Below are 26,767 nucleotides of genomic sequence, written 5' to 3' on the forward strand. Positions count from 1 at the left end.
TAAAATATCCCGGGTGAACAAAGAGGAGGTGCATGTAATAACCATGATACACATGGAACCCGTACAAGTGGGTGAGCATACATTTATCGGAGTCGAGGTCAAACTGCCTAAAACAACGCTGTTGACTATCTCCAACTCCCGTGGTTACATCATGTGTGGTGCGTCTAAGGTGTATCGAATTTGAGGTAGTAAAATTTTCCGCTGTCTAAGCCGTAAAGTCAAGCGGGACAAGATTTCATAGCATTTTCAATTTACTGATCTTACTGATTCATACTATTAAAATCTTATAAATGACTGAATTTTGTGACCGCATTTGTGACCTCTTGGAGAAGGACAAGCATGTGACTGTGCATTGCATTTCCGTTATAATCCTTCAAAGAATAATTATACCCCATCATCTACTCCTTTAAACTTGGCTATACTGAATAATTTTATCTCGCTCTTTAAAAATACCTTGCATTGGTTTCGTCCTTAAAAATAACTTGTGTACTAACTAAGGGAGCTTTACCTATTTGAGTTTTAACTGAATAAATTTCAGATGGTTTGTATCCTTGAATTTTTACAAGATAATCGAATACTTTGTTTTGAGTATCATTTTTAGTGTAACTACTAAGCATCCAAACGCTTGCGAATATCATTACTGTAAAAATTGCTATTCCATATTTTCTCATAACTATCTCCTTTGTTGGAGCAAGCTAAAGAGCGCTACCAATGACGTAATATTTGCTTCGAACCGTCACTTAAGAAAAGGAGTCGTTGCGATTTGAACAGCTTCTTTTGCTTTGGAGTTATTTAATGAATCTACTTATTTCCTCTTATACATAAAAAAGTAATTGTATACACCACTCCAGCAAAGAGGCTTAGTAGAAACGAGGTTGATAATGTTCTGAAAATAAAAGTAGAAGTGGGTACCGTATAAAATTCAAACATACCATTGATCGGAGTACTCGTTGTTGTTGGCCCTTTAATAAAGGAATAGTATATTCCTACAAAAAAACCGTAAGACAAATACTTAATTAGATTTTTTTCAAATTTACTCATTTGTTAGCCTCCAATAATGTTTTTGGAAAAGTAGAATTCTTGTACTATGAAGCCATTCAAAGTAATGTAGGAAAAGTCTATAAATATAGCGATCTTAAAAATCTTTGGTAAGGATGTTTATTGATATTATGTCAATTATATTGTTTTAAATCAAGAAAAAGGAATAATGATGTAATCATCATTACTCAATCTTTGGTGTTAGCCCTATGGATAAAACCCCTGTAACTCTAGGTACACAGCGTCTAACATTAACATTACGTTAAATCAATCCAGTCATATCAAGGCTTATGACAGTTTCTCAAAAGTATAAGGAAAAGAAAACTTCTTATAATCAGGAATTTTATTCTTTTTTCTTCGTGATTCACTAAACCTGGAATGACGTTCAATAAAATGTACAACATATAAGCTTAAAAAATTGGTCTAGGCTCTTTGCATGTCTATGTGAAGCAAATGTTACAAAGAGGAAGGCAAAACAAGAAGGAATAGGTATACAGGAGTCAAGAAGAGTCATCCCCCATGAATATGAAGCTATTCGCCTAGCAATAGACGTTTCTTTGTTAACAATTTACTATACTTATCCAAAATATATGGGAAATTATCCCTATCTGTTGTATTATAAGATAGTGTGAAAAAGAGCCAAAGTAGCTAAGGAGGAACATTGTTGTCTTTATTTGTGATAGTGTGTGTCGTTGTTGTATTGATTGCTTTGGTGTTGCTACGCTTATTTAAGAAGCCTAGAGTTCAGGAACCGTATAAAGTAACGCAGAATATTGACCCTTATAAAGTTGGCATTAACGAAATAGACCGTATGGAGGATGGCAAGGACTTTGAAATGTATCTGTTCAGGCTGTTCCAGTGTTTAGGCTATGGTGATGCGTATAAAACACAAGACAGTAGAGATTTTGGAACAGATTTGGTATTTACGGACAGAGAGGGCTACCGTAATGTCATTCAGGCTAAACGGTATGCAATAAGCAATCCTGTTGGTTTGAGCGCAGTTCAGGAAGTGTATAGTTCTATGCGATTTTACAGAGCTAAGAAATCTATTGTCATTACTTCAAGCAAATACACAACTTCGTGTGAACAGTTAGCCAGTTATAATGGAGTAAAGCTGTTGGATCGCAACGATTTAATTAAAATGATTGAGCTATTCAAAGAACAACAGCACAGCAAGGTAAAAGATATTATTGAAGCAGAGCCTTACATGAGTTTGGATTCATGGGATGATTATAGGAATAACAGTAAAGTGATTAAAAAGGATCGCAAGGCTGAAAAGCTTATCGCTTCAGGTAACTAGATACTGGATGCTCCCGTAGTAAAACGATGATTTTATATTAACGAAGAAATTTTAAAATTCCTGTCTCAAAAGGGGCAAATGATGTGAAAATTTCTCAGGTAGATAAGCGTGAGTGGTACAATAACTTGTGGGTTCGATTACTTGTTTTATTTGCTTTTATTTTTATCGTAGATTTGGTCAGTAAAAAAGATAAGCCTGATACTACTAAACCAGTTCAAACTGAGGTGAAGCAAGTAACTTCTAAAACTGAAGATATCCCCAAAGATGCTAAGGTAACAGCAGACCCTTTATCAACATTACCAGCAGATGAAACAGTGTTTAAAGAATATATATCTTACGCTACTGGAAACCCATTTATAAAGAGTGTTTCAATTAAAGACAATAATGTTTTGATTTTATACTATGGCAGTTATTCAGATTATAAAGAAGATAAGCCTAATAGTTTTGTGAAGAACGAAGATTACAGTAATCACCTTGGGACAGAAAATGCAATTCAAAAAATATTAGTTGGTGAAAGTGCTAGGTTATTACGCCAGTTTCACGATTTACATGCTGTCTCAATGATCTTGCCATTCGATGGGAAAACATATTCAATTGATGTGGATAGAAATAGCCTGAATAAATTCTTGGGATATAAAATTGAAAGCTTGAGTATAAAAGATGGGACTTGGAACGATAAATTTTCTGATCCATACATCTATGATAAATCCAATCGGCAGAAATTCATTGACACATTCGTTAAAATTTATTAATTGTAAGGGCGTGGGCAACCACGTCTTTTTTGTTTTCTATTTATAGTATAATGAACATTATAAGATAGATTAAAGGAGCAGCTTCATATATGAATCAAAACCAGCATCCATACAATGACCTACACGTTAAATAGCGGTATTAAAGAGACAGTAAACCTGTCCACTAAACAAATACAAGACTGGATAGAATCATATCGTGTAGGAAGTAAGTATGTGACTACAGTGGGTAAACAATATTTTGGTTTAAACCCTGAGTTGGTAGCAGATTTTAAGGTACATAATGAATACTCAGACCAAAGAGAACATATAGCAGTGATACAGCAATTTACAGTAGCAAGTAAAGCCAGTGAACAGTTAGCAGATGCATACAGTCAGTATAGAACATTAATTCAGGTAGAATGTAAATGTGGAGCTTCTTATGTTGAGGAGTCAGCGTACAAGAGGAACAAATGGGGCTGTAAAGAATGTGGCGAGATTGTATTCTTGGATAGCAAGAAGCGTATGGTGGATGCGATTATTTGTGTACTAAAGCATTTGAAAAGTTAAGTTGTATAATTGGAATATCTAGGGCGACTTCGGTTGCCTTTTTTTTATGCTCAATTTAGTCAAGGTCTGTTTCAACACTATGTCATAAAGTATAGCTTTTGCAATAGAGATCTATTATATGTCATAAGCGGTTATGGTACATGTCAAATAGTATAAAGTTATTGGATGCAGCCTACTCATCTTTAAAAAATAAGCAACTATATAATATTTATGAGGGGAAGCTTGTTAAATTTCAACCAGATGGTGAAATGGGTTGGCATCCATATGAGGTTACGAACCCTGCTAGAGAAGTACCTGCCGATGTATTAAGGCAGTTCCTAAGGGATGGTAAAATTACGAAAGTGGAGTACAATAAGCTATTAAGAAATAAGTGAGGTGCGTTATTCTGAGAACATTTGGAGATAAAAGTACTTTTGCTATCCAATATGAATTTGTAAATAATCCTTTTAACGAAAAGAGTTTAGCTGGTGAATCATGGGGAAGAATTGAATTGTTTGTTCGAGGAAGAAATATTTTCGAGTATAAGAGAGAAAACGTTGTAACACCTTTTCAATGGAATTTAATTTATATTGTTGAATGGTTTAGTGAAAATCATATGCATATATTGAGTGATGAAGCATTTCCTCTTCCAGTTGAAGGACAAAACTCTCTTGAACTTATAGATAATTGTTTGTTGTTTGAGTCCGATAATGACGCTGAATTTGATCAATGGTTCGATACAAAGCAAGAATGGGAGTTTAAACGCTCATGGTTTTCAAATAGAGCAAGCTCATTTTTGCCTGATGTATTCTTCAGGAGAGTTAACGATGAAATAGAGATTGCATGGGATAATGAGTCTACGTACTCTTCGGAAGGGATCACTTTCATGAATCCAATTGGAGTTGAATATATCCCCATTGGTATATTTGATTCTACTGTAAGGAATTTTGTTGAAGATTTCTTGGATAATCTTCTATTTAATTCTAAGAAGAAAAGTGACGCCGAAAGAATTTGTGAAAAAATAAAGGGCTTAATAGTCCAAGAATAGTTTTACTGCTTTGATTATCTTTATGCCTCTAAGGTTTTTTTGATGAGCTATCAGTGCCCAATAAACTATAACTATCAATACTTAACACTAAATAATACAGTGGGCTAGATGGGATTATTCATCTAGCCTTTTTGGTTAGTATGGGTTAGAGAGGATTTATGTTTTTTAAAGACTGAAAAATAAAGCCTCATTTAAAGGACTTTTTGTGGTCTGGGAGCTGTGTATGGGATACCACATAAATTGTAAGCACGACAAAGCATATAGTCTCCTATGCTTAACATTCGTTATAAAGTAGTAAGATGCCATTACACCTAAGAAAATTAAAACAATTGCGCTACACGCGATGTAGGTTACAGGAATCATGGAAATTCAAAGCAGCATTCAGAGTGGTCTCATGAACATGTTTTTGAATGGAAAGAAAGATGGGCATTTAAAAGAGTTAACAAGAAGTAGGAGGGACTTTTTTGGAATACAATGAATTGGTGGAACGTTTTGAAATGGGGGAAGAGTTTCAGTTCTCCTATAAAAATGATAGCTATTGGATTAGCCAGAATGAAGAAGGGTACTTTCTTACTCGTGAAAGAGACAGTTTTTCGCAGTCGTTTGAATCAGCAAGAGAGTTGTTTACTCTTGGGAAGATTGATGATAAGACTATTCTAGAGTTGTGGGATAGCATAGACATTTGAAAAAGTACAATTTGAGCCTACTCCTTAATAATAAAAACGGGAGTGGGCCTTTTACATAGTTAGTCAATCTGAATAAAGGAGGATGACATTTACAAACACCTTGCTTCAAACGAAGGTGCGTCAAATTCAAATTACCATGCTCCAATATCAAACATTACAAGTTGTTGAGCTAGGATAAGGGAATCAAGCAGATGAACAAAATGCCCATCTAAAAGATATTACCGATATTGTTAAGGAACTCGGTATCACGAAACAACAGCTACATAACTATAAAAAACTCCTAAAGTTGATTCCTGAGTTACAGGATATGTTTGAAGATCAGGAGTTGAAAGCGATGACTATAAGCTTTTGGTCATAGGTATAAAGTTATCTTATTTCACATAACAATTAGGAATTAAGTTCGTTTTCCATAAATCGGAATAATGTTACTATGTCATAACGAACTCAAACAGAGGTATATTATGACAACAATTAAAGTGACACCTGAGCAGCTTATGGCTGTCTCCAAGCAGTTTGAGTTAGCACAGCAAACGGCAACTCAAATGAATAGTAATTTAGTACAACAAATTTCATCTATGGGGCAATTGTGGGAAGGACTAACTAAAGAGCACTTTTACTATTCCTTCCAAACCTCTCAGAATAATATGAATGACTTTGTTACCTTGACGGATTCTATTGCTAGGGAATTACGTCACCATGCAGATAAATTCAGATTAGCAGATCTGATGGAAGCAGGTAACATTGACGCAAGTTGTTTACCACCTCCACCGAATTCATGTGCTGTTCCTGCTCCAGATACACGGAATGCGTTCCAAAAATCAGTAGATAGCTTAACTGAACTAGGTCAGGATTTTGTAGACGCTAACTCAGTACGCTATGAGAAAAAGTTTGATTCAGTCTGGAGCTTTCTAGATTATATGTCATATGGTATTCCAAAAGGAATGTACCAAGGGTACATGGAACGGGCAGCTAAACAAAACGATTCATGGAATGACATGCTCAATTTCGGTACATTTGGAGTAACAGGTATGATTCAAGGGGCATTTAATCCAAACAATGCCTGGTCAAAGGAACACTGGGCTAATATGATCGGTACAGCTGGATTATTTGGAGGAGTTAGTTCAGTAATCAAGCCTAAAATTGGTTTGAAATCATCTATTAAGTATGAGATTCCGAAGAATAATACGAATTCGAAATTGCGTAATTCAATAGAATCTGAACCTAAAACAGAAATACAAACAGGTGGAAGAAACGATCTTTCAATTGATGAATATTTTCGTAGAGAAGCTGAAGCAGATGAGATGTATGATCAAATCAGAGCGTCTGATAGTGATGTAAGAGCAATAGCTGAAAATTCTGGAATGAAGGAAAGTAGAGTTCAAAGAATCAAAGAACACGTTTTCATAAATGAACATATAAAGTCGAGTGGTTATGGCAGATTTCATTCTGATTACGAAATAGCTCAAGTATGGGATAGATTACAAAAAGGATTACAAACAGAAAAAGATATGGATTTGCTTAATCATGAATTGTTTGAATCCAGATTTGAGGGTATATTTAAAACAGACTATGAGACTGCTCATAAAGCTGCGGTAAGGTCGGGTCGTCCATGGGAAATAGAATAGAGGAGATTTTATAATGGGAGCATTTGTTTTACTTTTTAAAGAGCATGAGGATGAGAATGTAGTTATTTATAGATATGGCCCAAATGAACACATTATGGGGAAAATTCAATTGAACAAAGAGACTAAGCTATTCTCTGAAATTGAACCTTTACCAGATCCGAGTCATTCAAATAAATTTTATTTTGATAGGGCTGCACAGCGGATGGCACGTTGCTTCGTTAAAGAAGGTGGTATATTTCCCGAAAAGTTGACATTTGAATCATAAAGTAGCTTCAATAATACGAACCGAGCTTGCTCCTTTAACAATAAAATGGGAGTGAGCTTTTTTCATTTTTCATAGTAATTTATCTGATAAAGAAGATAATTTGCATGCACCTAAGAATTTAGAGGTGGGTTTAAACAGGAGAGTCTTTTTTGATATTGCCTGTTTTGCTATACATAAATAATCCTCCTATATTTTGAACGTATCCACGAGCGTCCACACTTACCCGCAAATGCCGCATAAAATATCCCGGGTAAACAAAGAGGAGGTGCATGTAATAACCATGATACACATGGAGCCCGTACAAGTGGGTGAGCATACATTTATCGGAGTCGAGGTCAAACTGCCTAAAACAACGTTGTTGACTATCTCCAACTCCCGTGGTTACATCATGTGTGGTGCACTGGATGTTGGACTGCTCAATGAGCGGCTGGCGGATCGGAAAATTCTTGCTGCACGAGCTGTGGGGGTAAAAACGCTGAAAGAATTGTTGGAGGCGCCGATGGAATCGGTGACGACAGAAGCGGAGCAGCTGGGGATTAAGCCGGGGATGCCAGGCTACGAAGCATTATTGAAACTGGTGTAATGAAGCCTATGTGCACATGTTGTATAAAAGTAGAGGAACAAGAAACGAAAAAAACCGGACTTTTTGGCTCCGGTTTTTTTCTATAAAAAGTTTTATTCTATCGAATAGAATCATTTGACTTATATACGAACTATATGACCTGCAAGAACAATTATTCAGCAAACAAATTGGTCAGGTTCTCGCTAAAGGGTGCTTGTACAATTCCTTTTTCGGTAATGATGGCGGTAATGTACTCATGAGGTGTAACATCGAAAGCCGGGTTGTAGACTTTGATGCCCTGCGGGGCGGTCCTTTTACCAAAGCTTTCGGTAACTTCCTCCGCAGAACGCTCCTCGATTGGAATATCTGCGCCTGTTGCGGTCTGCAAATCAATGGTAGATAGTGGGGAAGCGACATAAAAAGGAATGCTATGCGCCTTCGCTAGCACAGCTAGACTGTAGGTACCGATTTTGTTGGCCACATCGCCATTAGCAGCGACTCTATCTGTGCCGACAATAACGGCCTGTACCCATCCTTTGGACATCACCATGCCCGCCATATTGTCACAGAGCAGGGTGACATCAATGCCTGCCTGCTGAAGCTCGAAAGCGGTCAGGCGCGCACCTTGCAGCACGGGACGGGTTTCGTCGGCAAATACTTTGAGGTGGATGCCATTCTCTTGCGCTAGATACATCGGTGCCAGCGCTGTTCCGTATTTCGCTGTCGCCAATCCACCTGCATTGCAGTGAGTGAGTACGCCCATCCCGTCCTCGAATAGAGGTAAAGCATGGATGCCGATCTGGCGGCATACTTCCTCATCTTCTGCCTGAATGGCTATGGCTTCACGCTCCAGCCCGGCATTCCAGTCTTCGACCTGACCTCCGCTAGCTTCAACGATGAGTTCCCCGGCCCGCTTCTTCATGCGGTCCAGGGCCCAGAAGAGGTTCACGGCTGTCGGCCGTGAGGTAGCCAAATGTCCGCACACGGCATGTACATGCTCCAGCCACCCAGCAGCGTCGGTGCCGTCGTAGGCGGTAGCTCCTAGCACAACGCCGTAGGCCGCAGCCATCCCGATGGCAGGCGCACCGCGTACCTTCATGGCATGGATGCCGCCCCATACTTCCTCGGCCGTGAATAAATCCAGCATGACAATCGTTTCGGGCAGCAAACGTTGATCTAACATGGACAAGCAGTTGCCTTTCCACACCAGCGAAGATAGAGCCTGACTGGACACTGCAGCTTTCCCAGAGGTTACGGGTGCCGAATCTTTCTTTTCACTCATATTCATTAAGCTCCTTTAGTTTGGGCAGCTGTTGCTGTCCGAACAATGTCTCCCAGTTCCCGAATCGAATGAAGCTCGCGATTGCGAAGAACCAAGGATTTACCGATAGATAACGCCAGACGTTCCGCAGCTTCCTTGATAGCAGGATCGGCAATGGTGTCGATATCTGCCACATGCGACAGGCTGATGATACGGCGAATCACTTTGCACCCTGCAAAACCAATCGTATCTTGCAGTACTTTCTGGAGATACAAGTCCTGATATCCCGCTGTACGTGCCATATGATCGGTGACATGCTCGTCCCACAGTTTGCGGAACCTACCCTCAAACTGCTCCCATACCTGAATGGCAGTCTCCAGAAGCCAGTCACGTCTTTCCTTTAGAGCTTTCTCGCCAGAGGTCCATCCGGGTTGTGCTGCGTAGTTCAACAGCAGATTGGCGATCACCGCTCCGATATCAAAGCCCATGGGTCCGTAGTAGGCAAATTCAGGGTCAATGACTTTAGTCGATTCGGTCGTTACGAAAATGCTGCCAGTATGAAGGTCACCGTGCAGAAGCGCTTCGGTTCGTGTCAAAAACTTTTCTCGCAGCAATGCCACTTCCAGGTGAAGCACTTGATCTGTACGTAATGCCTCTGCTTCGTCTTCGATGTAGGCACCATAGTTGTTATTATCTGAGAACCGATACGGTTCATCTAGAATCAGATCTTCAGTTATTTTGCAGAGGTCTGGGTTGATAAAGCGCTTAACCAGATCTTTTTTGTCCTGCTGATTCATGCCCAAATCTGAGGTGAAGAAGAGCGTGCGTGCCAGAAACTCCCCAATATGATTAGCGAAATATGGATAGGTGTTTCCTTCTATTAGTCCTTTGCGCATGATGGTGTGTGAGCTAAGATCCTCCATCACGGTCAACGCAAGCTCATCGTCATACGCCAGTACCGCAGGAACCAATTTGGGGCAAATATGGTGTTCCTGCTGAAGTGCCTCGCGTTCAATACGGGCACGATCCAGTGAAAGCGGCCAGGATTCACCCACAATTTTTACATAGGGAAGTGCCTGCTTGGCAATGATACTCTTGTTAGATTCAGAATCCGTAATGTGAAAAACCAGATTTAAGTTACCATCACCGATTTCTCGGCATTCCAGACGGGCATCCTGACTAAAAAATCCGGGGATGTTCTTCACGAATTCGATTGCTTCTTCGGTCGTTAAAGGATGATATTGGGACAACGAAGTCACCTCCATAAATTGTGCGCATGTAAATAGCTAAAAAAATATCACAAGATTAAACCAAGTATTTTGATAGGATAGAGAAAGTATAACGAAAAACATTGAAGTTTTGTACATTTTTTTTATGGGGATTGAAAGAGGAAGAAAGGAGTACTCTTCTTTTTGTTTCGACTCCGTATAGTAAGGGTAAATATGAAACAGACGTCCGGCAGGTGATATTAGGATGCCCGCTGGCGTCTTACCGTCAGTAATGACGGTGATGGATACGTAAACGTTCCTGAAAATCAATTTGATGAAAAAGGAAGGGATTTATGATGGCTAAAACAACAAGTAACTCGAAAAATACGCAAATAAAGTCGGTGGAGGAACTTTTAAACCGTCAAGTCGCTAACCTCAATGTCTTATATGTAAAAATTCATAACTATCACTGGTATGTGAAAGGCTCCAGTTTTTACACACTCCATGTTAAATTTGAAGAGTTATATAATGAAGTGACATTGAAAATGGACGAGATCGCCGAGCGCCTGCTTGCGTTGAAAGGTTCTCCTTCCGCAACGTTGAAGCAATATCTGGAGCTGTCCTCGATTCACGAGGCAAATGGCAATGAAGATGCTCCGAAAATGGTGCAAACCCTGATCGAGGATTTTGCGACTATATGCGAGGAGTTTCAGGAAGGTATTGAACTGGCAGAAAGCAATTCCGACCAGCCTACTGCAGATTTGCTGATCGGTTATAAAGCGGATCTGGAGAAACATATGTGGATGCTTCGCTCTTATTTGGGCTAATTGGCAGAATTTCGATTCATCACTTATGCCTAGTTCGGTGAATTTAACTCCACTCCATAGTGATGGGGTTACGCTCTGAAATAAACCCTTTACATGTAAAACGCTACTGACGTCATGCTGTCAGTAGCGTTTTTATGGCTGAAAAGAGATCATGTATCTCATGTTTTTTGTACAAATTTATAATTATATAAACATTCGCAGGATGTATTTTGCCATTTGTGTGCTTGGTAGGGTGAACATTTTATGAAGAAAGTTGGATAACGTGTGTCTGTTGGTTGCACCCTTCAAGATATTTATTATAAAATAACTTGAGAATCATTGAGAATCAGTTTAGAATGATTATAAATAAATTTTTAAATATTACTTGAAATCAGGGGGCTCCCCTGTTTAAATATACTTTCTGATTTCGACACCACACTACATTTTTTGGAGGGTATTGCGAATATGGCTACAAACTTTAAGATTGAAGGTCTCAAAGCGACCATTGAAGGCAAGGAAATTTTGAAAGGTATTAACCTCGAAATGAAGGGCGGAGAAATCCATGCCATCATGGGTCCTAACGGTACGGGTAAAAGTACACTCGCGTCTGCTTTGATGGGTCATCCTAAATATGAAGTCACAGATGGCAAAGTAACTTTGGATGGAGAAGACGTGCTGGATATGGAAGTGGATGAGCGTGCACGTGCAGGATTGTTCTTGGCGATGCAGTATCCAAGTGAAATTGCAGGGGTAACGAACTCTGACTTTTTGCGTAGTGCAATCAACGCGCGCCGTGAAGAAGGGCAAGAAATCTCCCTGATTAAGTTTATCCGTCAAATGGAAAGCAAAATGAAAGAGCTCGAAATGAATCCTGAGTTTGCTCACCGTTACCTGAACGAAGGCTTCTCTGGTGGTGAGAAAAAACGGAATGAAATTTTGCAAATGATGATGATTGATCCGAAAATCGTCATTCTTGATGAAATCGACTCCGGTTTGGATATCGATGCTTTGAGAATCGTGGCTAGCGGTGTCAATGCTATGCGTTCCGAAGAGCGCGGTTTCCTTATCATTACTCACTATCAACGTCTGTTAAACTACGTTAAACCAGATTATGTACATGTTATGATGCAAGGACGTATTGTTAAATCCGGTGGTCCTGAGCTTGCTGAGCGTCTGGAAGCGGACGGTTACGATTGGATCAAGGAAGAACTGGGTATCGTTGATGAAACTGTAGGACAAGAGGCGTAAGCCGGAAGCGAGGAGGAAAACTAATGACTACACAAACAATCCTTCCGGTAGATTCCGAGCAACTGCGTGTTCTGTCCGAACGTAACGGCGAACCATCTTGGCTGGCCGAAGACAGACAAAAAGCACTTGAGCTTGCAGGCAAACTGGAGCTTCCGGTATTTGAAAAAACAAAAATCGAACGTTGGAAATTAAACGATTACGGTCAACATAAACAGAGCGAGGTCATTGCATCGGTAGGGCAAGTTCCTACAGCCATTGCTGATTTGGTCAAAGAGCAACAGGAGGGCGGTCTGATTATTCAGCGCAACTCCGGCGCGGTATATGTGAAGCTGAGCGAGGAATTGGCGGCGCAAGGCGTCATTTTCACGGATTTACAAACAGCGGTTAAAGAGCATGCTGATCTGGTTAAAGCTCATCTGAACACAGTTATTAAGGCTGAAGAAAATTCATTGTCTGCATTGCATGCAGCACTCTGGAACGGTGGAGTATTTGCTTATGTGCCTAAAAATGTAGAGCTGAACGTTCCGCTTCAAGCTGTATTCCTGACGGACGATGCGACTGCAACATTTGCACCGCATGTGCTGCTCATTGTCGAAAGCCACAGTTCTGTGACGTACGTAGACAACTATGTATCTGCGGATTTGGCGGCACCTGTTCTTCATAACGGTGCGGTAGAAGTTGTTGCAAATGCAGGAGCTAAAGTACGTTATGCGACAGTCCATCAGTTTGGAGAGCAAGTAACGGATATTTCGATTCGTCGTGCCACGTTGGGAAATGACGCAGCTATCGAATGGATTGTGGGCGAAATGAACAACGGTAATACAGCAAGCAATACCATGTCTGTGCTCAAAGGCAATGGCTCCAATTCGGATGCCAAGATCATTGCTGTAGGTTCTGGCTCACAAAAGCTGAACTATACGACACAAGCACAGCATTTTGGTAAAAATTCCGCCAGTCAGATGATTACGCGCGCAGTAATGCGTGAAGAAGCGTCTTCCATCATTAACGGAATTACAAAAATTGAAAAAGGTGCTACCAAAGCAGACGGTCAGCAAACAGAACGTGTTCTGATGCTCAGCCCGAAAGCGCGTGGTGACGCTAACCCGATCCTGCTGATTGATGAAGATGATGTAACGGCAGGTCACGCAGCATCGGTTGGTCAGGTAAACCGTGAACAAGTGTATTACTTGATGTCCCGCGGGATTAGCCGTGCAGAAGCTGAACGTCTGATTATTTATGGCTTCTTGGCACCTGTCGTATCTGAAATTCCGCTTGAAGGACTTCAACATCAGCTGCAAAGCCTTGTTGAAAGGAAGTTAGGCCAATGAATACTGCATTGATCCGTGAACAGTTCCCGATTTTACATCAGGAGATTAACGGTCATCCGCTGGTTTATTTGGATAATGCGGCCACTTCGCAAAAACCGCTGGCGGTCATCGAGGCGATCAAGCACTACTACGAATATGATAATTCAAATGTTCACCGTGGTGTGCATACCTTGGGTAGCCGCGCAACGGATGCTTATGAAGGTGCGCGGGAGAAGGTAGCCCGCTTTCTGAATGCCAAGCGCAGTCAGGAAATTATTTTTACAAGAGGAACAACAACGGCGCTGAATCTGGTCGCTTCTTCCTATGGCAGATCTAATTGCCAGGCAGGTGATGAAATTGTAATCACACAAATGGAGCATCACAGTAATCTGATTCCGTGGCAACAGGTAGCCAAAGCCACAGGCGCGACTTTGAAATATATTCCACTTCAAGAGGATGGTAGCGTTGATCTTGCTGATGTGGAGAATACGATTACAGAAAACACGAAAATTGTAGCGATTGCGCATGTCTCCAATGTGCTTGGTGTTGTGAACCCTGTCAAAGAGATTGCAGCTATTGCCCATCGCAAAGGCGCTGTCATCGTTATAGACGGTGCACAAAGCACACCACATATGAAAGTAGACGTGCAAGACATCGATGCTGACTTTTATGCCTTTTCGGGTCACAAAATGTGTGCTCCTACCGGGATCGGAGCACTGTACGGCAAGAAGACGCTGCTGGAAAACATGGAGCCCATTGAGTTCGGCGGTGAAATGATCGACGATGTGGGATTGTATGAATCCACGTGGAAGGAGCTGCCTTGGAAATTCGAAGGTGGAACCCCGATTATAGCCGGAGCCGTTGGCTTGGGAGCTGCCATTGATTTTCTGGAAAGCATCGGACTGGACGCCATTGCGCAGCATGAAAGCCGTCTGTCCAACTATGCCCTCAAACGTCTCCGTGAAGTGGAGGGGTTGACGATTTACGGACCTGCAGAACGTCATGTCGGGCTCGTAACCTTCAACCTGGATGATGTGCATCCGCATGATGTAGCTACTGTACTGGATAGCAAAGGGGTAGCTATACGTGCGGGGCATCATTGCTGCCAGCCGTTAATGCGCTGGCTGAAAGCCAGTGCAACTGCACGTGCTAGCTTTTATCTCTATAACACGGAAGAAGAAGTCGACGCTCTGGTCAGCGCCTTAATCCAAACAAAGGAGTATTTTGGCGATGCAACTTGATGACTTGTACCGACGCGTGATTATGGATCATTATAAAAATCCGCGCAATCGCGGACGTTTTGAGGAAGATGCCGTTACGGTGGATTTGAATAATCCTACGTGTGGTGACCGGATTTCTCTTCAACTCAAAACGAAAGACGGCGTGGTCGAAGATGCCCGTTTTACTGGCGAAGGCTGCTCGATTAGTATGTCCTCAGCTTCGATGATGACAGAAGCGGTCAAAGGAAAAACGATTGATCAGGCACTGGATATGGCGAGCCGCTTCTCTTCTTTAATGAAGGGAGAAACCGTCGAATTCGATGATTATGAAGAATTGGAAGCTTTGTCAGGCGTAAATAAGTTCCCGGCCCGCATCAAATGTGCGACACTGGCTTGGAACGCGCTGCGCAAAGGGATTGATGAAGATAAATAATTTAAATAGAACAGAGGAGGTTTGAGAAACATGGCCAAGAAAGCACCGGAAATGGAAGAGTATAAATATGGCTTTCGTGACGAGCACAAGTCCATTTTCCAAACAGGTAAGGGTCTCACTCCGGAAATTGTAAAGGAAATCTCCAAAATTAAGGATGAGCCAGAATGGATGCTGGAGTTCCGTCTGAAAGCACTGAAACAGTTTGAAAAAATGCCAATGCCAAACTGGGGCGGAGATATGGATGAACTGGATTTCAACGATATCCAGTACTATGTAAGACCTTCCGAGAAACAAGGGAAGACATGGGAAGAAGTTCCGACGGAAATTAAAGAAACCTTTGATAAATTGGGTATTCCTGAGGCGGAGCAAAAGTTTTTAGCTGGTGTATCTGCACAGTATGAATCCGAGGTTGTCTACCACAGTATGCAAAAGGAACTGGAAGATCAGGGTGTTATTTTCATGGATACCGATACGGCGTTGCGTGAGCATCCTGAGATTCTGAAAGAGTATTTTGCAACAGTTGTACCTCCTGCGGACAATAAGTTTGCAGCACTGAACAGTGCCGTATGGTCAGGCGGAAGCTTCATCTATGTACCAAAAGGTGTGAAATGTGAAGTTCCATTGCAGGCTTACTTCCGTATCAACTCGGAAAACATGGGTCAATTTGAGCGTACGCTCATTATTGCTGACGAAGACAGCTTTGTGCATTATGTAGAAGGCTGTACGGCTCCAATTTACAGCACGAACTCGCTGCATAGTGCGGTGGTCGAAATTATTTGTAAGAAGAACGCACGTGTTCGTTATACAACGATCCAGAACTGGGCACCAAACATCTATAACCTGGTAACCAAACGTGCGGTTGCGGAAGAAAATGCAACGATGGAATGGGTCGATGGTAACATCGGTTCCAAGTTGACGATGAAGTATCCAGCCGTTGTATTGAAAGGCCGTGGAGCGAAAGGGATGGTCCTGTCCATCGCTGTTGCAGGCAAAGGCCAGCATCAGGATGCAGGTGCGAAAATGATCCACTTGGCACCAGACACCACCTCCACAATTGTATCCAAGTCGATCAGTAAGCACGGCGGTAAAGTAACGTATCGCGGATTAGCTTCATTCGGTCGTCAGGCTCAAGGTGCAAAATCAAATATCAAGTGTGATACGTTGATTTTGGATAATCAATCAACTTCAGATACTATTCCTTATAATGAAATTATGAATGACGACATAACGCTTGAGCACGAAGCAACAGTTTCCAAGGTATCGGAAGATCAGCTGTTCTATCTGATGAGCCGTGGTTTGACTGAAGCAGAGGCAACGCAAATGATCGTTATGGGCTTTATTGAGCCGTTCACCAAAGAACTGCCGATGGAATATGCGGTAGAGATGAATCGTTTGATCAAGTTTGAAATGGAAGGTTCCATCGGTTAAAACGCAGTAACCCTTGGTGTGACAAGGTACTTGAGGTAATTAAAGCTGTTAAATCGGAGTTGTGCCGATTTATGCTGACTCGGATTTTCTCTAGTATAGAAGGCGAACTTTTTAAGTTCGTCTTCTTTTATTTTTTCTGTGATGCCTAAGTCCATAAGCCTTCTTTCTACTACATAAAAAAAATTATGCTCAGGACTGCGGATAGTTGCCTAGCACTTATGTATGTTTGCTTAATAGGATGTTGTGAGTGACATAAACATAAGGAGGCATGCCAACAGATGCAGAAGAATAAAGCTGGAGTGAAGAAGAAACCCCTCTCTTCTAAACAGACACAGAGACATGTACATGAATTTGAAGGTAGCACCAAACTGGCTGAAGAAGGTGCAGACCGACATAACCACCGCTTTGCAGGTGTTACTGGGCAAGCGATTCGAGTTGGAAGAAGTCATGTCCATGAAATCGATCTTACAAAAACTGATTTCGTGAACCACTTTCATAATCTGAAAAAAATTAGAACAGGACCAGCTATTCCAGTCGGAAATGGAAAACACGTACATTTTGTAACGGGCCAAACTACATTAAATGATGGTCATATACACCAGTTTAATTTTGCAACATTAATTCAGGCACCTCTTATTTAATGAACGGTGGTTTGACCGAAGCTGAGGTAACACAAATGATTGTTATAGACAGCTGCTCATAAAGAATGAGAGCATCGTCTTCGATTTTTCGGTGATGTGTAAATTACTCGAAATAAATCAAAAAGCTCTGCTAACCATAAATGGTCGGCAGGGCTTTTTAGTCTTACATTGATTCTGTACTTCTTGATTAATGACCGGACCGGCTATGATTTTATGCCTTATGATAAGCCGCCTTATTCGAATTTTAAGTATATATTTTTTGTTTCATTTTTATGGTCAGTGTCACCAATTAGCAATCTTTAATGTTGGGACAGCTCATCTGCTACTTTTTTATTTATCTGAAGTTTTATGATCTAAGTCATGATGTAATTCGGTTGCTGGTATTTTGGCACTATAGATTTGACCTTTGGCAACAGGCTTAGAGATGTATACATAGCTCCCGCTTCCATCCGGTGCGCTTCCTGTTGCCCACAAACCTTCACTAGATTCTTCGCCTTCAGACAAATTCCAAAACTCATAAGCTTCAGGCTGAGACTCTTGCTCTGCTTCAGGAGGAAAAGAAGCCGGGACCACAACACCGTTTTTTTCTTCTAATTCTTGGATTGCCGCCATCCATTGATATTGGTGATAGCGGTCACGTGCTAGCATTTTCCGTAGTGTAGCTCTGACGCTTTCATCTTGTGTCATATGATATAGCCTTGCTACCTGCAATCGACCCTGACTCTCTGCGTGCAAATTGGACCGCATATCCGCCAATAGGTTGCCACTTGCGACGATATAAGAGCCGTTCCATGGAACTCCATTAGAATTACTAGGTAATCCGCCAAGACCGCTGACCAGCAAGTGCTGCGGGTTAATTCCCCCCATAATGGCAGCTGTAACAGGGTCTTTTGCAGCTTGTTCTTGATCTTCTGGTTTAGCTCCATCAAGTAGTTGACTAATTAAAGCACACAGCATCTCCACATGCCCCACTTCTTCAGTTCCAATGTCCATTAGCATATCTTTATATTTTTCCTCACCGCGACAGTTAAACCCTTGAAATAAATATTGCATCATTACGGTCATTTCTCCAAATTGCCCCCCCAAAACTTCTTGTACCTGCCGGGCAAAAAGAGGATCAGGACGCTCCACTTTCACTTCAAACTGCAACTCTTTTTGATGTCTAAACATAATTACTCCTCCTATAGTTAAGCAGCTTAGTAAATTCTAACTGTATTTAACCTTTTCAAGATGTAATAAAACGAGGATCAGCATAACAACAATCTGATAGGAGTCTTTACATTTAACTCTCTGTTTGTTTGGTTTGTATAAAAATTATTAAGGAGGGAAGCATATGTTCACGTTTAAAAAAAAGTTTAAGGAGGTTTTTTTACATTGTATTTTTATAAAGAAGATCTAATTAACATAATAGTACCCGATAAGCCCGACCCGGCTGCTGCTAAAGTGATTCAAGAAGTATTGGGTGGTCGATTCGGAGAAATGCGTACCATGATGCAGTTTTTCTTTCAAAGTAATAATTTTCGTGGTAATGCTGTGCAGTTTAGGGATTTGATACGCGGAGTTTTTCTAGAGGAGCTTAGTCATGTTGAACTGGTCCAACATACTATTAATCAACTTCTGACTGGCTCAGGCGCAGACCAAGCCGGCGATGCTGGAATTGATCATGCTCCTTTAGATGAGGCGATAAAACACGCAAATCCTCATCATTTTATTATGGGAGCTCAAAGTTCCTTACCTGTTGATGCAAGTGGAAACCCTTGGCTAGGTAGTTATGTTTATTCCCACGGCAATCTGATTAGTGATTTGCTTGATAATCTCGTACTCGAATCTACAGGGGTTCTGCAAAAATCCCGAATTTACGAAATGAGCTCGAACAAAACATTCCGGGAAACGTTGGCTTTTTTGATTGTGCGGGATAATGCTCATCAAAATGCATTTGCTAAAGCTTTAGAGACACTTGGAGTTGATTGGGGAAAATTGTTCCCGGTTCCAAACTACGATATTAACAAGTATCCAGAATGCCGGAAGTATGTTGAAATGGGCTTTCACAATGCACAGTTTAATTTTCGATTGGATTCTACCCGTATTGGAGAAATATTCAATGGGCAAACTCCAAGCAGAAACGGTGGGGATTTGAGTGTGGTGGATCCTCCAGAAGGTTTTCCTCTTCCGTATATGCCTGAATTGCCTAATGAACATAGCCCAGGTCTGCATGATCTTAACACTTAGGTTTAAACAAATAAGTAAGGATGTAACTAGGTTAATGTCCGTAACATAAAAAGAGGCTGTCCTTCGTAAAGAACCTACGAATCAAGGACAGTCTCTTTTTTTATTCGCGTAGCCTGTAATTCGGCATAACATTTCGTTCTACCGAAGTAACGCCGGGAGGCAGTAGTAGCGGATCAGGATTCCAAATAAATTTCATCAATGGATACATGGCGTTCTCTAGACAAATCTACATATTCATCATCGTTAATTCTCACTAAGGGTCTGAAGTAATCAGCAGGATTGTTCAGAATAATCGTTCCTGTCTGACCTGTAGTCAGCAGAACCTGCTTATTAATGAAATTAGGAAGCATGTGTCTGATGAACACTTGGGTAGCTTCTGGGTTTAGATGTCCAAAACTCATGCTGTGCAGCTCACGTAATACGGTGAGCAGTTCCTGCTTCGTCTGGTACACACGATTGGAAATCATCGCGCTATACACGTCGGCAATAGCTGTTATGCTGGCAAAAGGATGAATATCTTCCTTGAACAGTCCATGGGGATATCCACTTCCATCTTCACGCTCGTGATGCTGCAAGGCGACAATTGCAGAAATCTCATCGCTGGTTGAATTGCGGATAATATCATAGCCATATAGCGAATGTTTTTTCATCTCATGGAATTCTTCGGGTGTCAGTTTATCCGGTTTGTTCAAAATTTCATCCGGTATCATGGACTTGCCTATATCATGTAAGTACCCAGCTTTACCAGCGGCATATGCTTCTTCTTCCGTATATCCAAGCCATGTGGCAATGTAATATGACAGTACACCTACTTGGAGAGAATGATTATAGGTATAGTGATCTCCCCGTTCCATAATTAATAGCAGAGATACGACATCTTTTTGACGAGCCAGCTCTGAAACAAGAGGGCCGAACAGCTCATCGACTCGATATTCATCAAATTTTCCAGTTGAGGAGGCTTTGAGAAACATGCTTTCAAAGCCACTGATCGTCTGCTCCATGAGAGGAACGGCACGTTTGAGGGACTCGGGGGAAGCTGGGACATCGGGGGCAAAGTCAACCGGAATGCTCGCTGAACCGGCATCAATGTCGATATAATCGACACCGTGCATAATGAGTTTGGAAATATCGTCATGCTGTAGCTCGGTGCCCTGAATCATGACAGGTACACCGTGCCCATTGTATGTATCGGATTTGAGGCGATCTCCCGGCTTGGCATCGGTAACGTGTACTCTCATGCGCTAACCTCCTTATTGTCGTAAATTTGTCGAAAATACGAAACAAACTTAATATATCAAGAATTAAATGGTATGACAACGACTAATTTACTATTATTCCAAGCTGTAAAATAGGTCCCAGGAACCCGTTTCCTATCAGATACCTACAGTAGATAACGTCAATACTTTTTACTATGTTTATGATATGAGATTGCCCAGAGACTACAGCGAAGCTTAAGGACTATGTCCACTCATATGTACCATATTGCTAAATAACATGGTATGCTTAAACATTAGAAGCTCCAAAGTCGATATATATAAAGTATAGAGGAGGGCGGTTATGGAGATGACGACTCGGCAAACGTTGACCATTTTGCATACCAATGATATCCATAGTCATTTTGGCAGTATGCCTTCGATAGCCGCGATGATCGATGAACGAAGAGCCGCATCACGGGATGCGCTGCTTGTGCTCGACATAGGAGACCACATGGACCGGATGGCCCCCGAAACGGAAGGAACGCTCGGTGGGGCAAATGTGGATGTGATTAATCTAACAGGATACGATGCAATTACGATCGGTAACAATGAGGGACTGACTTTTACCCCGGATATGATTGAACAGGCATATGCGGGGATTCATTGTCCGGTCGTATGCGGCAATATGACAGAGCGTGCCACGGGGATGAACCCTTCGTGGATGAAGAAATCCCTTATCGTAGATAAAGCAGGAATCAAGGTCGGTTTACTTGGTGTGACGGCTCCTTTTGTAGAGTTTTATCAATTGCTGGGTTGGGATGTGCTCAATCCGTTTGAGGTGCTGGGGAAGCAGATCGCGGCACTGAGAAAGCAGGTTGATGTTTTGGTCTTGATGTCGCACCTGGGTCTACCTTCCGATAAAAAATTAGCGTCGCAGTTTCCTGAAATTGACGTTATCCTTGGAGGTCACACCCATCATGTGCTGGAGGAACCGCTTTGGATCGGAAAAACAGCTTTATGTGGGGCGGGTAAGTTCGGAACGCTGCTGGGTGAAGTGACACTAAGTCGTAACGATAGCCTCGAACCGTTTCGAGTCACGTCGGGCGGCGTAGTTCCTGTGGATCAGACACTACTGGACGAAAAAGTGGCATCGGCCATTGTGGTGCATCGCAGACAAGCAGAGCGCGCCATGGAGAACACCGTTGCGGTGACGGATCGGAAACTGGAGATCGCATATGATCAGGAATCCCCTTTCGGGAATATGCTGGCACAAGCGGTGTCCCATTTTACAGGAACAGAAATTGCCCTCGTCAATGCGGGACAACTGCTCGGCCCATTACCTCAAGGGGATATCAGCAAAGGAATACTACATTCCTTATGCCCTTCGCCGATTAATGCCTGTGTTATGAAGTTGCGGGGAAGAGATATTCGGTTGGCGCTGGAGCAGTCCTTGCTGCCTGAATTTACAGACAAGCCCATGACGGGTTTTGGCTTCAGAGGCAAAGTGCTTGGCACGATGTGTGTGGAAGGCTTGGCCATTCAGTATGACCCTGGCCGTGCTCCTTATGAAAAAGTGACGGACATTCGTGTAGCGGGTCAACCTTTGGAAGAGCATGAGGAATACACAGTGGGCACGTTGGATATGTTCACTTTCAAAGCAGGTTATGAGGTGCTTGCGAACGGAACAGATCTCCGATTTATGCTTCCAGAATTTTTACGGGATATGATTGAAATGGAGTTGAAGCGTCCGGGCGCGATGGAAGAATGTTTTGCAGCTAGGTGGCTTCAGGTATCAAAACAATCGGGAGAGGATTAAGCTGCGACTGGTACCTGTTACATTATTGAGAGCCGGCATGAAGCTTGGCAAGAAAATTTACAATGAAAACGGAATGGTGCTGCTCTCGGAAGGTGTTGAGCTTACTTCGCGATTGATTGAACGTCTAGGCCAAGTCGGTATTGGATATGTATACATTGAGGATGCTGTGACAGAAGATATCGTCATTCCTGAGTTGATCCATGAACAGACAAGGGCCGCGGCGCTACAGGAAATCAAAAAGCAGTTTCAAGGTTTATCATCCTACTCCGTAGATCATAAGCACAAATATTTTGGCAAGTCATTTTATAAGGTGATGGAATCCATTCTGGACGATATTGGAGGCCGTCAGGACGCCGTCATTATGTTGATGGATATCGGGGCCGCGGATCAGGATTTGTATCATCATTCTTTGAACGTATGTTTATATTCACTAGTACTTGGGATATCCAATGGCTACGATAATAACCAGCTCATGGAGCTGGGGATAGGTTCATTACTGCACGATATCGGTAAAATGAAAATTTCACCTCAAGTGCTCTATAAGCCGGGTAAATTGACGGATGAGGAATATGAGCATATGAAAACACACACGGTGATCGGCTACAAGCTGCTCAAAGACGAACCTGGCATTCCCTTATTGTCGGCTCATTGTGCATTACAGCACCATGAGCGTATCGACGGCAGTGGATACCCACACGGTTGGAAAAAGGACCAGATCCACGAATATGCGAAATGGATCGGTCTGGCCGACTCGTACGACGCAATGACAGCAAGTCGGATATACAAACAGGCTTTGTTGCCCTATGAAGCGATGGAAGTGCTGTACGCCGGGGCAGGAACGTTATATGAGCAGCGAATGCTGGAAGCCTTTCGTGACTGTGTAGCTATTTACCCCCTGGGACTCTCTGTGGTGCTCAACACGGGGGAAGAGGGGGTCGTGGTGCGTATACATCCCAAAATCCCGCAAAGACCCGTCATTCGCATTGTAAGAGACCGGGATGGGCAGGAAGTGAAGGCACCTTATGATGTGGATTTGTCCGTATCCCTCTCGGTTATGATTACAAACACATTGGGTGCTACTGTCGCCCCTTTCGGAGGAGTACACGTAGATTAGCAGATGATGTGGAAGAAAGTATGCAGACACTTTACACATCATGATATGATAATTATACGTCTTTTGAGGTTAATAACAGAAATAAGGTGAAAACATAATGACAGTTCTACAAAATAACACGCTACCCCAAATATCGCCAACCTATGATCCGTGGGACCCGATTGTCTCACTGCGTACACATGGTCGTCATTTGCTTACGAGTGTGGAGATGACCGTAACGCATCTATGTAATATGCGCTGTGAGCATTGCGCTGTTGGCGATATGCTGGTTATGAAGGAGGCCCCTTTCCTTCCGCTAGACCTAATGCTGAAGCGTTTGGATGAAGTCGAGCATCTGGAGACGATCAGTATTACAGGCGGTGAACCTGCCTTACTCGATAAAACAGTGGATGAAGTGATCGTTCCACTGTTGAAATATGCCAAAGAGCGCGGTATTCGCTCGCAAATCAACTCCAATCTGACGTTAGATATTCGCAGATATGAGAAGATGCTTCCTTATCTGGATGTGATGCATATTTCATTTAACTATTTGAATGCGGACGATTTTTATGAAGTGGGTTTTGCAAATACCGGCCGACCGACTCCACGTGCGGGTGCTGTTCGCCTGTATGAAAAAATGATGGAAAATGCCCGCAGATTGAGTGAAATGGGGATGTTCATTTCAGCTGAATCCATGATTAACTATCGGACACACACGAAGCTGGAGGGCATTCATCAATTAATCAACGAAATGGGATGCCGACGGCATGAGGTTCATCCAATGTACGCGTCGAATTTTGCCTCTGCTTTGCCTGTGCTTTCACTTGACGACATGCGGAACTCTATTCATAAGCTGCTGGATGTACGTAATCAGGACATGTGGATGTTGTTTGGCACATTACCGTTCTTTGCTTGTTCGGATCGGGAAGAAGACCGCAAACTGCTTCGACGCTTGCGTCAGGAACCGAATATTACGGTGCGTAATGATCCGGACGGAAGAAACCGTGTGAATGTGAATATGTTCACGGGTAGCGTGTATGTGACAGATTTTGCAGACATACCGGCTTTCGGAAATATTCAGGAAGATAGTCTGGACGATATTTTTGGTGAATGGCTGAATGAGCATCCGCTGAATCAGACTGTGAACTGTCATTGTGATGCCGCTGCCTGTTGTGGACCAAATCTGCTCGTGGCGGATATGTATTACAAAGGAATAGACTTTAAATCAAGAAAAGCATTACAACTATAGAAATGGGGAGTTCGTATTGGATGGTCATACCGAGTTTCATTGGGGATTGCTAGCTGTGAATCTCCTCTTGGTACTGCTGCTTGTCTTTCTAAATGGTGTATTTGTGGCCGCAGAATTTTCGCTGGTCAAAATGCGCCAATCCCGATTGACGCAGCTCCAAAGCGAGGGTCATCGCCTGGCAGGCTATGCGCTGAAGGTGAACCAAAAGTTGGATGCTTATCTGTCCGCCACCCAATTGGGCATTACGCTGGCTTCATTGGGCTTGGGTTGGATTGGAGAGCCAGCAATATCCGGCTACCTGATAGAGCCACTCATGCACAAACTCGGTGTAACTGACGGTACACTGATTACAACGGTATCTGTTATCGTCGGATTTTGCGTAATTACCTTTTTGCATATCGTATTGGGGGAACTGGCGCCAAAGTCCTTAGCGATTCAGAAGACCGAAGGTGTGGCGTTGTTTTTATCGGCGCCTTTGCTGCTTTTTTATAAGGTCTTTCTGCCTGTGATCTGGGTATTGAATGCTGCGGCAAACTTGCTGTTGCGCGCATTCGGCATTCAGCCGGCGAGTGAAGCCGAAGCGGCTCATTCGGAGGAAGAGATTCGTATATTGATGAATCAGAGCGCCAAAAGCGGTGTGATTGATAAGGACGAAATTAAGCTGATGGATAATATTTTTGATTTTTCCGACTTGCTTGCCCGTGAAATCATGCTGCCGCGTACAGACATGGATTGTTTGTATACGAATTTGACGTTTAAGGAAAATCTCAAGATCATCAGCGAGACCAAGCATTCCCGTTACCCGGTAGCGGTTGAGGATAAAGACCAGATTATCGGTTTTGTCCATATTACAGATCTTCTGCTAGCTGAGCAGGGAGAGCAATTGGATCTGGCTTCGGTGGTACGTCCTATTTTGAATGTGCCGGAGTCCATGGAAGTGAGTCACGTGTTGCGTCTTATGCAGAAAAAACATTCCCAAATGACTCTCGTGGTAGATGAGTACGGCGGAACGGCCGGGCTGCTGACAGCGGAGGAAATTTTGGAGGAAATCGTCGGGGATCTCTATGATGAATTTGAGGATGAACGCCCGAGTGTGGAAATGAAGGAGAACTTCATCTCTGTGGACGGTCGTATGCTCATTGAGGATGTCAATGATTTGACTGGAGTGAACATTGAAGACGACGAGGTGGATTCCATCGGGGGATGGCTGTTCAAGGAATTGGAGGGCATTCCGGTGAAAGGGAAGAAAATTGAGTTTTATAACCTTACCTTTGAGGTGGAGGAAGCAACAAGGCTTCGCATAATGAGAGTGAAGATTCACCGCAAGCCTGAGCCTGTGATTGAAGATGAGCTTTCTACCGATTGATTCCTAATCCACAGATATAGGTAAGATCAGTTCAGGTATGTAAGTTATTATAGAGTGCTGAAGAAAGAGCTTTTAGATCCACGTACCGTGGTTTTAAAGGCTCTTTTTTGATTAGAAACAGTTCTATAGTTATTTTCTTGAACAATTATTTTTATCTGTGATTTTTTGTTCGAGACTTGGGCGATGCGGCATATGTTGAATAGTAAAACAGATGGATCAATCAAAGGAGGTTCCGGCCCGTGAAATTTCCACAGCAAGGTGAGTATGCCCCGTTTGTCGGCCCATTCGATCCGTGTCCGCCCGTTCTGTGTAAGACTTATGTGCTTCCGCCAAACTTGTTTATACAATTTCAGCCCCCTGGTCTACCACAATTCAGTCCAGATGAGGCACTGACGAAGGGAACGCTATGGCCTTTGCTTTACAGCCCTTATGAGCCTAGGAGAAACCAGGGGGGAGGCGAATAGA

At 42.5% G+C, this 26,767-nt stretch carries 28 protein-coding genes; 23 read left to right on the forward strand and 5 right to left on the reverse strand.

What is annotated here, in order from left to right:
• Positions 1-52 precede the first annotated feature (52 nt).
• Entirely contained in the window at positions 53-184 is a 132-nt protein-coding gene (locus tag ACL9RM_RS20365; RefSeq protein WP_268819845.1) for a hypothetical protein, read from the forward strand.
• 259 nt (positions 185-443) lie between these two features.
• Here the strand turns inward: ACL9RM_RS20365 and ACL9RM_RS20370 are convergent, their stop codons facing one another.
• A complete protein-coding gene (locus ACL9RM_RS20370; RefSeq protein ID WP_250267936.1) occupies positions 444-671 on the reverse strand; it encodes a DUF3139 domain-containing protein in 228 nt (75 codons plus the stop codon).
• 1,031 nt (positions 672-1,702) lie between these two features.
• On the opposite strand from ACL9RM_RS20370, the gene ACL9RM_RS20375 reads away from it, so the two are divergent.
• From ACL9RM_RS20375 to ACL9RM_RS20415, 9 genes are all read left to right on the forward strand, one after another.
• Entirely contained in the window at positions 1,703-2,338 is a 636-nt protein-coding gene (locus tag ACL9RM_RS20375) for a restriction endonuclease (protein ID WP_250267937.1), read from the forward strand.
• Positions 2,339-2,421: 83 nt separating this feature from the next.
• Positions 2,422-3,090 (forward strand): hypothetical protein, encoded by a 669-nt coding sequence (locus ACL9RM_RS20380; protein WP_250267938.1) that lies wholly within the window; start codon positions 2,422-2,424, stop codon positions 3,088-3,090.
• A gap of 114 nt (positions 3,091-3,204) precedes the next feature.
• Positions 3,205-3,636 (forward strand): hypothetical protein, encoded by a 432-nt coding sequence (locus tag ACL9RM_RS20385; protein ID WP_414126459.1) that lies wholly within the window; start codon positions 3,205-3,207, stop codon positions 3,634-3,636.
• A gap of 140 nt (positions 3,637-3,776) precedes the next feature.
• A complete protein-coding gene (locus ACL9RM_RS20390) occupies positions 3,777-4,010 on the forward strand; it encodes a hypothetical protein (RefSeq protein WP_422759387.1) in 234 nt (77 codons plus the stop codon).
• Positions 4,007-4,663, forward strand: coding sequence for a DUF5984 family protein (locus tag ACL9RM_RS20395; protein WP_250267939.1), 657 nt, complete (start codon positions 4,007-4,009; stop codon positions 4,661-4,663). The genes ACL9RM_RS20390 and ACL9RM_RS20395 overlap by 4 nt, the downstream gene beginning before the upstream one ends.
• 464 nt (positions 4,664-5,127) lie before the next feature.
• Positions 5,128-5,349 (forward strand): hypothetical protein, encoded by a 222-nt coding sequence (locus ACL9RM_RS20400; protein WP_250267940.1) that lies wholly within the window; start codon positions 5,128-5,130, stop codon positions 5,347-5,349.
• A gap of 461 nt (positions 5,350-5,810) precedes the next feature.
• Positions 5,811-6,974: a WXG100 family type VII secretion target gene (locus tag ACL9RM_RS20405; protein WP_250267941.1), complete on the forward strand. Its 1,164-nt coding sequence runs from the start codon at positions 5,811-5,813 to the stop codon at positions 6,972-6,974.
• 13 nt (positions 6,975-6,987) lie between these two features.
• Positions 6,988-7,239, forward strand: a complete 252-nt coding sequence (locus ACL9RM_RS20410; RefSeq protein WP_023987879.1) for a hypothetical protein — start codon at positions 6,988-6,990, stop codon at positions 7,237-7,239.
• 280 nt (positions 7,240-7,519) lie between these two features.
• Positions 7,520-7,822: a YunC family protein gene (locus tag ACL9RM_RS20415; protein WP_061831876.1), complete on the forward strand. Its 303-nt coding sequence runs from the start codon at positions 7,520-7,522 to the stop codon at positions 7,820-7,822.
• Positions 7,823-7,973: 151 nt separating this feature from the next.
• Here the strand turns inward: ACL9RM_RS20415 and mtnA are convergent, their stop codons facing one another.
• Both mtnA and mtnK read right to left on the reverse strand, forming a co-directional pair.
• Positions 7,974-9,083, reverse strand: coding sequence for an S-methyl-5-thioribose-1-phosphate isomerase (gene mtnA / locus ACL9RM_RS20420; protein WP_250267942.1), 1,110 nt, complete (start codon positions 9,081-9,083; stop codon positions 7,974-7,976).
• A 5-nt stretch (positions 9,084-9,088) separates the two neighbouring features.
• Entirely contained in the window at positions 9,089-10,312 is a 1,224-nt protein-coding gene (gene mtnK, locus ACL9RM_RS20425; protein WP_235307947.1) for an S-methyl-5-thioribose kinase, read from the reverse strand.
• A 314-nt stretch (positions 10,313-10,626) separates the two neighbouring features.
• On the opposite strand from mtnK, the gene ACL9RM_RS20430 reads away from it, so the two are divergent.
• From ACL9RM_RS20430 to ACL9RM_RS20460, 7 genes are all read left to right on the forward strand, one after another.
• A complete protein-coding gene (locus ACL9RM_RS20430; RefSeq protein ID WP_250268903.1) occupies positions 10,627-11,097 on the forward strand; it encodes a Dps family protein in 471 nt (156 codons plus the stop codon).
• Between the two features lie 444 nt (positions 11,098-11,541).
• Positions 11,542-12,324, forward strand: a complete 783-nt coding sequence (gene sufC / locus ACL9RM_RS20435) for a Fe-S cluster assembly ATPase SufC (RefSeq protein WP_013309552.1) — start codon at positions 11,542-11,544, stop codon at positions 12,322-12,324.
• 23 nt (positions 12,325-12,347) lie between these two features.
• On the forward strand, positions 12,348-13,652 hold the full coding sequence (gene sufD / locus ACL9RM_RS20440) for a Fe-S cluster assembly protein SufD (RefSeq protein WP_250267943.1): 1,305 nt from the start codon (positions 12,348-12,350) through the stop codon (positions 13,650-13,652).
• Complete coding sequence (locus ACL9RM_RS20445; RefSeq protein ID WP_250267944.1) at positions 13,649-14,872, forward strand: cysteine desulfurase; 1,224 nt, start codon at positions 13,649-13,651, stop codon at positions 14,870-14,872. The genes sufD and ACL9RM_RS20445 overlap by 4 nt, the downstream gene beginning before the upstream one ends.
• Positions 14,862-15,284 carry a Fe-S cluster assembly sulfur transfer protein SufU gene (gene sufU, locus ACL9RM_RS20450; RefSeq protein WP_250267945.1) on the forward strand — a complete coding sequence of 141 codons (423 nt, stop codon included), beginning with the start codon at positions 14,862-14,864 and terminating at the stop codon, positions 15,282-15,284. Before ACL9RM_RS20445 ends, sufU begins: the two co-directional genes overlap by 11 nt.
• Before the next feature lie 30 nt (positions 15,285-15,314).
• Positions 15,315-16,712, forward strand: coding sequence for a Fe-S cluster assembly protein SufB (gene sufB, locus ACL9RM_RS20455; RefSeq protein ID WP_013309556.1), 1,398 nt, complete (start codon positions 15,315-15,317; stop codon positions 16,710-16,712).
• A 278-nt stretch (positions 16,713-16,990) separates the two neighbouring features.
• On the forward strand, positions 16,991-17,353 hold the full coding sequence (locus tag ACL9RM_RS20460) for a YmaF family protein (RefSeq protein WP_250267946.1): 363 nt from the start codon (positions 16,991-16,993) through the stop codon (positions 17,351-17,353).
• Between the two features lie 330 nt (positions 17,354-17,683).
• Here ACL9RM_RS20460 and ACL9RM_RS20465 read toward each other — a convergent pair whose 3' ends face one another.
• Positions 17,684-18,523: a manganese catalase family protein gene (locus tag ACL9RM_RS20465; RefSeq protein ID WP_069291583.1), complete on the reverse strand. Its 840-nt coding sequence runs from the start codon at positions 18,521-18,523 to the stop codon at positions 17,684-17,686.
• A 204-nt stretch (positions 18,524-18,727) separates the two neighbouring features.
• On the opposite strand from ACL9RM_RS20465, the gene ACL9RM_RS20470 reads away from it, so the two are divergent.
• Positions 18,728-19,582, forward strand: coding sequence for a manganese catalase family protein (locus tag ACL9RM_RS20470; RefSeq protein ID WP_061831689.1), 855 nt, complete (start codon positions 18,728-18,730; stop codon positions 19,580-19,582).
• A 173-nt stretch (positions 19,583-19,755) separates the two neighbouring features.
• Here ACL9RM_RS20470 and ACL9RM_RS20475 read toward each other — a convergent pair whose 3' ends face one another.
• Positions 19,756-20,820 (reverse strand): HD-GYP domain-containing protein, encoded by a 1,065-nt coding sequence (locus tag ACL9RM_RS20475; protein ID WP_250261869.1) that lies wholly within the window; start codon positions 20,818-20,820, stop codon positions 19,756-19,758.
• Positions 20,821-21,139: 319 nt separating this feature from the next.
• On the opposite strand from ACL9RM_RS20475, the gene ACL9RM_RS20480 reads away from it, so the two are divergent.
• The 5 genes from ACL9RM_RS20480 (at position 21,140) to ACL9RM_RS20500 (ending at position 26,766) form a co-directional block, all read left to right on the forward strand.
• Positions 21,140-22,594 (forward strand): bifunctional metallophosphatase/5'-nucleotidase, encoded by a 1,455-nt coding sequence (locus ACL9RM_RS20480; RefSeq protein ID WP_250261868.1) that lies wholly within the window; start codon positions 21,140-21,142, stop codon positions 22,592-22,594.
• Positions 22,548-23,708 carry an HD-GYP domain-containing protein gene (locus ACL9RM_RS20485; protein ID WP_250261867.1) on the forward strand — a complete coding sequence of 387 codons (1,161 nt, stop codon included), beginning with the start codon at positions 22,548-22,550 and terminating at the stop codon, positions 23,706-23,708. The genes ACL9RM_RS20480 and ACL9RM_RS20485 overlap by 47 nt, the downstream gene beginning before the upstream one ends.
• Before the next feature lie 97 nt (positions 23,709-23,805).
• The gene (yfkAB, locus tag ACL9RM_RS20490) at positions 23,806-24,936 is read left to right on the forward strand and encodes a radical SAM/CxCxxxxC motif protein YfkAB (RefSeq protein WP_023987890.1); all 1,131 of its coding nucleotides are present in this window, start codon (positions 23,806-23,808) and stop codon (positions 24,934-24,936) included.
• Between the two features lie 16 nt (positions 24,937-24,952).
• Positions 24,953-26,302 (forward strand): hemolysin family protein, encoded by a 1,350-nt coding sequence (locus ACL9RM_RS20495; RefSeq protein ID WP_250267947.1) that lies wholly within the window; start codon positions 24,953-24,955, stop codon positions 26,300-26,302.
• Between the two features lie 239 nt (positions 26,303-26,541).
• Positions 26,542-26,766 (forward strand): spore coat associated protein CotJA, encoded by a 225-nt coding sequence (locus ACL9RM_RS20500; protein ID WP_061831695.1) that lies wholly within the window; start codon positions 26,542-26,544, stop codon positions 26,764-26,766.
• Position 26,767: the final 1 nt, after the last annotated feature.

Source organism: Paenibacillus sp. S29, from assembly GCF_049319765.1.
In the GTDB taxonomy this organism is placed as follows: Bacteria; Bacillota; Bacilli; order Paenibacillales; family Paenibacillaceae; genus Paenibacillus; species Paenibacillus polymyxa_B.

Bases quoted from the DNA above. Each gene is read 5' to 3' on its own strand.
- ACL9RM_RS20365 (WP_268819845.1), top strand. From the start codon at position 53: ATGGAACCCGTACAAGTGGGTGAGCATACATTTATCGGAGTCGAGGTC.
- ACL9RM_RS20370 (WP_250267936.1), bottom strand. From the start codon at position 671: ATGAGAAAATATGGAATAGCAATTTTTACAGTAATGATATTCGCAAGC.
- ACL9RM_RS20385 (WP_414126459.1), top strand. From the start codon at position 3,205: ATGACCTACACGTTAAATAGCGGTATTAAAGAGACAGTAAACCTGTCC.
- ACL9RM_RS20390 (WP_422759387.1), top strand. From the start codon at position 3,777: ATGTCAAATAGTATAAAGTTATTGGATGCAGCCTACTCATCTTTAAAA.
- ACL9RM_RS20405 (WP_250267941.1), top strand. From the start codon at position 5,811: ATGACAACAATTAAAGTGACACCTGAGCAGCTTATGGCTGTCTCCAAG.
- ACL9RM_RS20410 (WP_023987879.1), top strand. From the start codon at position 6,988: ATGGGAGCATTTGTTTTACTTTTTAAAGAGCATGAGGATGAGAATGTA.
- ACL9RM_RS20415 (WP_061831876.1), top strand. From the start codon at position 7,520: ATGATACACATGGAGCCCGTACAAGTGGGTGAGCATACATTTATCGGA.
- mtnA (WP_250267942.1), bottom strand. From the start codon at position 9,083: ATGAGTGAAAAGAAAGATTCGGCACCCGTAACCTCTGGGAAAGCTGCA.
- ACL9RM_RS20430 (WP_250268903.1), top strand. From the start codon at position 10,627: ATGGCTAAAACAACAAGTAACTCGAAAAATACGCAAATAAAGTCGGTG.
- sufC (WP_013309552.1), top strand. From the start codon at position 11,542: ATGGCTACAAACTTTAAGATTGAAGGTCTCAAAGCGACCATTGAAGGC.
- sufD (WP_250267943.1), top strand. From the start codon at position 12,348: ATGACTACACAAACAATCCTTCCGGTAGATTCCGAGCAACTGCGTGTT.
- ACL9RM_RS20445 (WP_250267944.1), top strand. From the start codon at position 13,649: ATGAATACTGCATTGATCCGTGAACAGTTCCCGATTTTACATCAGGAG.
- sufU (WP_250267945.1), top strand. From the start codon at position 14,862: ATGCAACTTGATGACTTGTACCGACGCGTGATTATGGATCATTATAAA.
- sufB (WP_013309556.1), top strand. From the start codon at position 15,315: ATGGCCAAGAAAGCACCGGAAATGGAAGAGTATAAATATGGCTTTCGT.
- ACL9RM_RS20460 (WP_250267946.1), top strand. From the start codon at position 16,991: ATGCAGAAGAATAAAGCTGGAGTGAAGAAGAAACCCCTCTCTTCTAAA.
- ACL9RM_RS20465 (WP_069291583.1), bottom strand. From the start codon at position 18,523: ATGTTTAGACATCAAAAAGAGTTGCAGTTTGAAGTGAAAGTGGAGCGT.
- ACL9RM_RS20475 (WP_250261869.1), bottom strand. From the start codon at position 20,820: ATGAGAGTACACGTTACCGATGCCAAGCCGGGAGATCGCCTCAAATCC.
- ACL9RM_RS20480 (WP_250261868.1), top strand. From the start codon at position 21,140: ATGGAGATGACGACTCGGCAAACGTTGACCATTTTGCATACCAATGAT.
- yfkAB (WP_023987890.1), top strand. From the start codon at position 23,806: ATGACAGTTCTACAAAATAACACGCTACCCCAAATATCGCCAACCTAT.